The 6300-nt window shown below is 48.9% G+C and carries 9 protein-coding genes; 3 read left to right on the forward strand and 6 right to left on the reverse strand.

Annotation, left to right across the window (positions count from 1 at the left end):
• The first annotated feature begins 79 nt into the window (after positions 1 to 79).
• Complete coding sequence (locus tag KDK19_RS24345; RefSeq protein ID WP_368736451.1) at positions 80 to 205, forward strand: transposase; 126 nt, start codon at positions 80 to 82, stop codon at positions 203 to 205.
• 55 nt (positions 206 to 260) lie between these two features.
• Here KDK19_RS24345 and KDK19_RS08425 read toward each other — a convergent pair whose 3' ends face one another.
• The 5 genes from KDK19_RS08425 to KDK19_RS08445 form a co-directional block, all read right to left on the reverse strand.
• Positions 261 to 557 carry a YcgL domain-containing protein gene (locus tag KDK19_RS08425; protein WP_257255511.1) on the reverse strand — a complete coding sequence of 99 codons (297 nt, stop codon included), beginning with the start codon at positions 555 to 557 and terminating at the stop codon, positions 261 to 263.
• A gap of 62 nt (positions 558 to 619) precedes the next feature.
• Positions 620 to 1765, reverse strand: a complete 1146-nt coding sequence (rnd, locus tag KDK19_RS08430; RefSeq protein ID WP_257255510.1) for a ribonuclease D — start codon at positions 1763 to 1765, stop codon at positions 620 to 622.
• Positions 1766 to 2088: 323 nt separating this feature from the next.
• On the reverse strand, positions 2089 to 2976 hold the full coding sequence (gene htpX / locus KDK19_RS08435; protein ID WP_257291732.1) for a protease HtpX: 888 nt from the start codon (positions 2974 to 2976) through the stop codon (positions 2089 to 2091).
• 100 nt (positions 2977 to 3076) lie between these two features.
• A complete protein-coding gene (locus tag KDK19_RS08440) occupies positions 3077 to 3583 on the reverse strand; it encodes a hypothetical protein (protein WP_257282020.1) in 507 nt (168 codons plus the stop codon).
• A 6-nt stretch (positions 3584 to 3589) separates the two neighbouring features.
• Complete coding sequence (locus KDK19_RS08445; RefSeq protein ID WP_257255507.1) at positions 3590 to 4804, reverse strand: pyridoxal phosphate-dependent aminotransferase; 1215 nt, start codon at positions 4802 to 4804, stop codon at positions 3590 to 3592.
• Between the two features lie 266 nt (positions 4805 to 5070).
• On the opposite strand from KDK19_RS08445, the gene msrB reads away from it, so the two are divergent.
• The gene (gene msrB, locus KDK19_RS08450; RefSeq protein ID WP_257255512.1) at positions 5071 to 5463 is read left to right on the forward strand and encodes a peptide-methionine (R)-S-oxide reductase MsrB; all 393 of its coding nucleotides are present in this window, start codon (positions 5071 to 5073) and stop codon (positions 5461 to 5463) included.
• 69 nt (positions 5464 to 5532) lie between these two features.
• Here the strand turns inward: msrB and KDK19_RS08455 are convergent, their stop codons facing one another.
• Complete coding sequence (locus KDK19_RS08455) at positions 5533 to 5883, reverse strand: hypothetical protein (protein ID WP_257255506.1); 351 nt, start codon at positions 5881 to 5883, stop codon at positions 5533 to 5535.
• Between the two features lie 84 nt (positions 5884 to 5967).
• Here KDK19_RS08455 and KDK19_RS08460 point away from each other — a divergent pair, with 84 nt between their 5' ends.
• Positions 5968 to 6141, forward strand: a complete 174-nt coding sequence (locus KDK19_RS08460; RefSeq protein ID WP_257291733.1) for a hypothetical protein — start codon at positions 5968 to 5970, stop codon at positions 6139 to 6141.
• Positions 6142 to 6300: the final 159 nt, after the last annotated feature.

Consider the following 6300-nt stretch of genomic DNA (forward strand, 5'->3'; position numbering starts at 1 on the left):
CCGAAAACGAAAGCTTGATGATGCAAAGTCAAGTGATTGATTTTGCTTGTCACAGGCTCAGGAGGGAAAGGTACTGCACATGTCCGGGCATGATCTGAAGTGCAATGTTCACGTCCGTATTTCAATCACCTGCGGCGGGTTAACCGATGACAAAATGACATGGAAGGAAATCTTCTTCAACAAGCAGTTCTTAATGCTCATGTAGCACTATGAAATCATCAACCCTCGTTAAGGTGCTAATTAAGTGAACAGCGTTGTTTTCATACCGGGTCGTTAAAGCTCAGCAGTTCTTCAGGAAGGTGCTGAATATAGTCTGCTTCGGTTGGAGGCATCTGTAGGTAAAAACCCTTTTCCTGAAGCTCGGACATCACTTTTTCAATGTCAGCCCTGGCCAGTTTGCGCTCGGGTGTCAGCAGAATATCCATTACATGAACGGCTTTACCGAAGGCCTGATGAAGCGCTTCGGGTATTTTCTCCAGCTGGTTGCGTTTGTCAACGTAGAGGTACATTTCGTTGTGTTTGCTACTTTTGAAAATGGAGGCAAGGACTTTAGACATAATATCAATACCATCTTGAAGATGCTCAGGACCAGAAGAGTAACAGGTACTTGTATCCTGTGTTATCTCTGGTCTTCTTTGTACTCTTTCAGTGCCAGAATTAAGGGCTCGGCAATTACCTGCTGTCGCCAGCCCTTAATGCTCTCTGGTATCGAAAAACGGCCACTGCTCTGCCACTGACGTAAGAGAGCGTTGGACATTTTGCCCGGGAATAACAACTCTACAGGCATATCCAGCTCATCCGATTTGTGATGCACCCAGGCCTTGATCAGTTTGTTATAGTTTCTGGCGGCTTTGGGCAGAGGAGCAGGGAGTTGATCCGGATAGTCAGCTTCCGGGCTGTCTTTGGCTTGTCTGACCAGATTCAGAATAACCTCGCCGTATTTTCTCAGGGTCTTGGGTTTCATATCCTGAATGGAAGAGAGTGAACGCATATTGTCTGGCATATAACGGGCAATTGGCCACAGGCATCCCTTGGGGATGATCCGGTTGCGTGGTGTATTACTCTTTCGGGCTTCCATTTCACGGTATTCACAGATGTTTTGTAAAACCGCCAGCTGTTGAGGCCGCAATTGCCAGGCACGCTTGACATCTTTCCAGATTTCGTTGGGGATAGGGAACAATGGCGAAGTGAGTAAGGCATCACAATCCTCTTTGAGCCATTGCAACTGAGGCTTGCCTTCCAGTTTTTCGAGTAATAGCTCGTACGCTTCCAGCAGATGCACGACATCAAGTGTGGCATAGCTGATCTGGGCTTCAGTCAGTGGACGCTGAAGCCAGTCTGAACGAGTAGCATCCTTTGGGAGGTCAACTTTCAGAAGCGTTTTCAGCAGATTCTGATAGCTTAATGAATGTCCCAGCCCTGCATAGGCTGCAGCAAGCTGTGTATCCAGCAATGCAACAGGTAGGCAACCGGTCAGAATATTGAAAACTTCGAGATCTTCACCGCAGGCGTGAAGGACTTTGACAACAGATTCAGATTGCAGAACCCGGCCAAAGGAACTCCAGTCCTGAATGCTGAGCGGGTCAATCAGGAAAACCTTATCACGGGTACCCACCTGAATAAGTCCGGGAATAGGGTAAAAGGTATCGGTTCGAATAAACTCGGTATCCAGTGCGATGGCATCCAGCTGAAGCCACCTTTGGCAATAGTGGTCAAGGCTTTCGCTGTTGAGAACCCAGATGGGATCAGAATGTTCAATAGGCATATAAGCAGCTGGATTAGAAATAAAAGCTTATTATAAAGAGCTTGTCTCTGAAGCCAAAGTAATATTCTCCGGTCTCTGGTTTAGAAAAGAGGTTGTTGCCGATGGCAACCAAGCGTCTTAAAACAGATCCTCTGCATGGGAGAGCTGGAAAGGTTCCCGGAACCCGAGGGCTGATCCCGCCTTTGCTCTCTGCGTTAATGGCTGACAAGCGAAGTGCAGCAGTGCTTTCATAGTAAAATCCTGTTCTTGTCTGGAGCTGTTGCGGTTTTGTTTTTCAGAAAAAAAGGCCCGCGTCAGCGAGCCTTTTAAAGCAAGAAATCTCATCAGCGATGGGATTGCAGAGACTGAATTCGATCTTCAAGCGGAGGGTGGCTTGAGAACAGGGCGGATAATCCACCCTGGCCATTCTTGCGAATACCGAAGGCCGTCATGGTGGCAGGCATTGCACTAGGGGCGTCGTATTCAGCTCTCAGTCTCTCCAGGGCGGCAATCATATCGCCACGACCTGCCAGCTCGGCACCTGCTTCATCGGCACGAAATTCACGTTTACGAGAGAACCACATCACAATAGCGCTGGCGGCAATACCCAGCACGATCTCGGCAATAAAACTTACGACGTAGAAGCCGATACCCGGGCCACTGCTTTCTTCGTCACGACGGAGGAAGCTGTCCACGGCGTAGCCGATGATGCGGGCGAAGAACATCACAAAGGTGTTCACAACTCCCTGAATCAGTGCCAGCGTCACCATGTCACCGTTGGCAACGTGACCGATTTCGTGACCGATTACGGCTCTTGCTTCTCTTGGGCTGAAGCGATCGAGCAGGCCCTGGCTCACGGCAACCAGTGAGGCGTTTTTGTTCCAGCCGGTGGCAAAAGCATTGGCTTCCGGAGAGGGGAAAATCCCCACGTCCGGCATGCCAATGCCGGCTTTTTCAGAGAGTTCCTTAACCGTATCCAGTAACCAGCGCTCTTGGGCCGTACGGGGTTGATCGATAATCTGGGTGCCTGTGCCCATCTTGGCCATGGTTTTGGAAAGGAGCAGGGAAACCAATGAACCGGCAAAACCGAAAACTGCACAGAAAGCCAGCAGCGACTTCATATCGAGTCCCTGGGCTGTGATGTAGCTACCCACGCCAAGGATGTTAAGAGTGATACTGGCGACTGCGATGACAGCAAGGTTGGTTAATAGAAATAGCAGAATTCTTTTCATTACCGAATGGTTACCTTTTCTGGTTGGACACTGGGAATATGGAGGCGCAGAGTTCGGATTTCAATCCTCATTCAGCCATTTTACAGTTGTTTACAGTTCATCAGGCTTTATCAGTAAAAAATTGCTGGCAGAGCTGGTTTAGCTGGTGTGTACTCCCGGATTTTAATGTTTCACGAAACTGCCAGCCCAGAGTCCCCTTTTTCATAAGAATCGGTTCTGGCAGGTCTTCAAGTTCGGTCGTCAGGCTTGGCATACTGAGCCTGAGGAAACTTTTTTCGGTCAGAACCACCTGATCCAGCCCTTGCATTCGAACTCTCTCGGCATAGTGTATATAACCTTCCCGTGCCAGCCAGAGAAAACTGTCAAAACAGGCTTGATGCCGTTTTCCGGGCAATCCGAATTCATCCACTGGCTCGGGGGAAATAATGTCGTCGACGTACAGAGAGGTCTGTCTTGGGAAGACATTATAGAGATGTACCAGGGTCTTGGCACAGTCATGAAAAAAATCGTCGATGTGAATGTCAGCCATGTTCAGAATGTTGGTTTCCAGAATCCTGTGATCAGTATCATATGGGCCGTTGTGTAACGGCCAGGGTTGACTGAACACTCTTTATTATTGTTTGTACCTACTAAGGAATCGTTCAAGTTTATCGCCCACCATCTCCAGATCTTCAACTCTGGGCAGGGTAATAATCCTGAGATGGTCCGGGTTCGGCCAGTTGAAGGCGCGACCCTGCACCAGCAGGATTTTTTCCTGAATCAGCAAGTCCAGTACCAGCCGTTCATCGTCGTGAATCGGATATTTTTTCGGGTCCAGTTTCGGGAACACATAAAGGGCTCCCCTGGGTTTTACGCAGCTGACGCCGGGTATCTGATTCAGGCGCTCATAGATCACATCTCTCTGTGCCAGAAGTCTGCCGCCGGGAAGTATGAGGTCATTGATGCTCTGGTAACCCCCCAGTGCTGTTTGAATAGCGTGCTGGGCAGGAACGTTCGAGCACAGGCGCATGGAGGCCAGCATCTCCAGGCCTTCCAGATAATCTCTGGCTTTATGTTTGGGACCGCTGGCGACCATCCAGCCAGAACGAAAGCCGGCTGCACGATAAGACTTGGAGAGCCCGTTGAATGAAATCATGAACACATCATCCGCCAGAGAAGCCATGGCCGTGTGCTCTGTCCCGTCAAAGAGAATCTTGTCATAGATCTCGTCAGCAAAAACAATCAGGCTGTGCTGGCGGGCAATCTTGATGATTTCCTGCAGCAGCTCAGGTGGGTAAACGGCACCCGTAGGATTGTTAGGGTTGATGACAACAATGCCCCGGGTCTTGGCGGTGATTTTACTGCGAATATCATTCAGGTCCGGATACCAGTCAGATTGCTCGTCACAGAGGTAGTGAACTGCTCTGCCTCCTGAAAGGTTGGCAGCTGCAGTCCAGAGGGGGTAGTCCGGTGCCGGGATCAGAATTTCATCACCGTTATTCAGCAAGCCCTGCATGGCCATGACGACCAGTTCGCTGACGCCATTACCGATAAAAATGTCTTCCAGCTCGACACCGGGAAAACCTTTCTGCTGACAGTAGTGCATCACAGCCTTGCGCGCCGAAAACAAACCTTTGGAGTCGGTATAGCCCTGGGAGTTGGGAAGGTTGAGAATGACATCCTGAATAATCTCTTCAGGTGCATCAAAGCCGAAAGGTGCAGGGTTGCCGGTGTTGAGTTTCAGAACACGTTGGCCTTCCTCTTCCAGTCTTCTGGCTTCGCGCAATACCGGACCACGTATTTCGTAGCAGACGTTTTCCAGTTTCAGGGACTTCTCAATATCCTTCATGGTTTTTTTCCTGTGGCCGATGAAAGGCCGATTGTCTTTTTGTATTCTGTTATCCGGGGCAGCCTGAGTATTGTTCCATCAATGAGTGGTGTCAGTGCCTTGATTGTTATGGGTCAGGTCATATGATTCTCCGGAACATCATCAACCTGACTATAAATAGACAAGAGCGGGTAAAAAATGTTCTCTCTGGCAGGCATTATGATCGCTTTAAGGCAACAGTGCACGGCTTAAACCCGGATATTTCCGTTATGGAAGCTGGAGTTGGTATGAAAGTTGAAAAAACCGATGCCCAATGGCAGGAAGAGCTGACCGAAGAGCAGTATCACGTCTGTCGGCAGAAGGGTACTGAGCGACCTTTTTCTGGTGAATACGTTCATTTTGATGGTGAAGGTCGTTATAGCTGTGTCTGTTGTGATCAAATATTGTTCGAATCCACTACTAAATTTGATGCAGGTTGTGGTTGGCCCAGCTTCTGGGAAGTAGTGGATAAAGAGGCGGTAAAATACATTGAAGACAAAAGTCTGGGTATGGACCGGATAGAAGTGGTGTGCTCTGCCTGCAACGCGCATCTGGGGCATGTATTCCCAGACGGGCCTGAGCCCACAGGGTTGAGATACTGTATGAATTCGGTCGCTCTTCAGTTCAAAAAGGACAACTGAATTGTCCAGAACCCAGTGCACACCAGAGGTTTTGAGCTCTTACACAAAATCTCCGGGTCGGAGCCGGAGCTAATCTGCCTCTTCGGGGTCGTAACCTTCCAGCTCCCCCTGATCTTCCATTTCATCAAGGTCCGGTTCATCGGGAGCCGGTTCCGGAATCCCTGAATCATCATCTTCATTTATGAACTGTTCAGTGAAAGGTTGATCGCCGTCCTCCTCTGCATCACTCCAGTCTGCATGGTTCACAGTGGCAAAGCCCAACGCCAGTAATATGGCCATGAACGAGGCCGCCGGAACAGCAGAAGAGTAGAGTTTTCTGACAGATATACACTTTAATAGCTCTGGCTTCCCGAGGGCATAGAGAGTGTCAGTCAGCCAGTTAAGTGTCTCTTTTTCTGAGTTTATCTGAGAGTTATTCATTCGAACTGTTTTTTCACGCAAGGAATACATTCATTCATACCTTCTGATAAGGGTTAATCGGTAGCCTGATCAAAAGAAAGCTGTATGAATCCCTCTCCATACTGGCTTCTTTTGGGTGGCGATGATGGGGGGACCTATTGGTCCCTGATATCAAAGTTCGCCGTGGGTATTCTTATAGTTATTACCCGGAGCTTCATCAAGATCGAAGGCCTCAAGACCAGCCTGTGTTGGTTTCATGGCCGTGGATCGAAAGCTTGATTGAGGCGTATTTCTCTTATCATGAACATGTTGTCATTCGAAGAAGGTACCCAGGGTGTAAGAGTAAGGAATACTTTCTGTATGGGAGAATGACCATTTAGGCACATTGTCCCTGAAGTATTTCTCCCAGCCATGCTTATACATCTTCATGGTCTGATC

Origin of the sequence: Endozoicomonas sp. ONNA1 (assembly GCF_024606325.1) — a bacterium.
Lineage (GTDB): Bacteria > Pseudomonadota > Gammaproteobacteria > Pseudomonadales > Endozoicomonadaceae > Endozoicomonas_A.

Coding starts and splice junctions, on each gene's coding strand:
- KDK19_RS24345 (WP_368736451.1), top strand. CDS start 80: ATGTCCGGGCATGATCTGAAGTGCAATGTTCACGTCCGTATTTCAATC.
- KDK19_RS08425 (WP_257255511.1), bottom strand. CDS start 557: ATGTCTAAAGTCCTTGCCTCCATTTTCAAAAGTAGCAAACACAACGAA.
- rnd (WP_257255510.1), bottom strand. CDS start 1,765: ATGCCTATTGAACATTCTGATCCCATCTGGGTTCTCAACAGCGAAAGC.
- htpX (WP_257291732.1), bottom strand. CDS start 2,976: ATGAAAAGAATTCTGCTATTTCTATTAACCAACCTTGCTGTCATCGCA.
- KDK19_RS08445 (WP_257255507.1), bottom strand. CDS start 4,804: ATGAAGGATATTGAGAAGTCCCTGAAACTGGAAAACGTCTGCTACGAA.
- msrB (WP_257255512.1), top strand. CDS start 5,071: ATGAAAGTTGAAAAAACCGATGCCCAATGGCAGGAAGAGCTGACCGAA.
- KDK19_RS08455 (WP_257255506.1), bottom strand. CDS start 5,883: ATGAATAACTCTCAGATAAACTCAGAAAAAGAGACACTTAACTGGCTG.
- KDK19_RS08460 (WP_257291733.1), top strand. CDS start 5,968: ATGAATCCCTCTCCATACTGGCTTCTTTTGGGTGGCGATGATGGGGGG.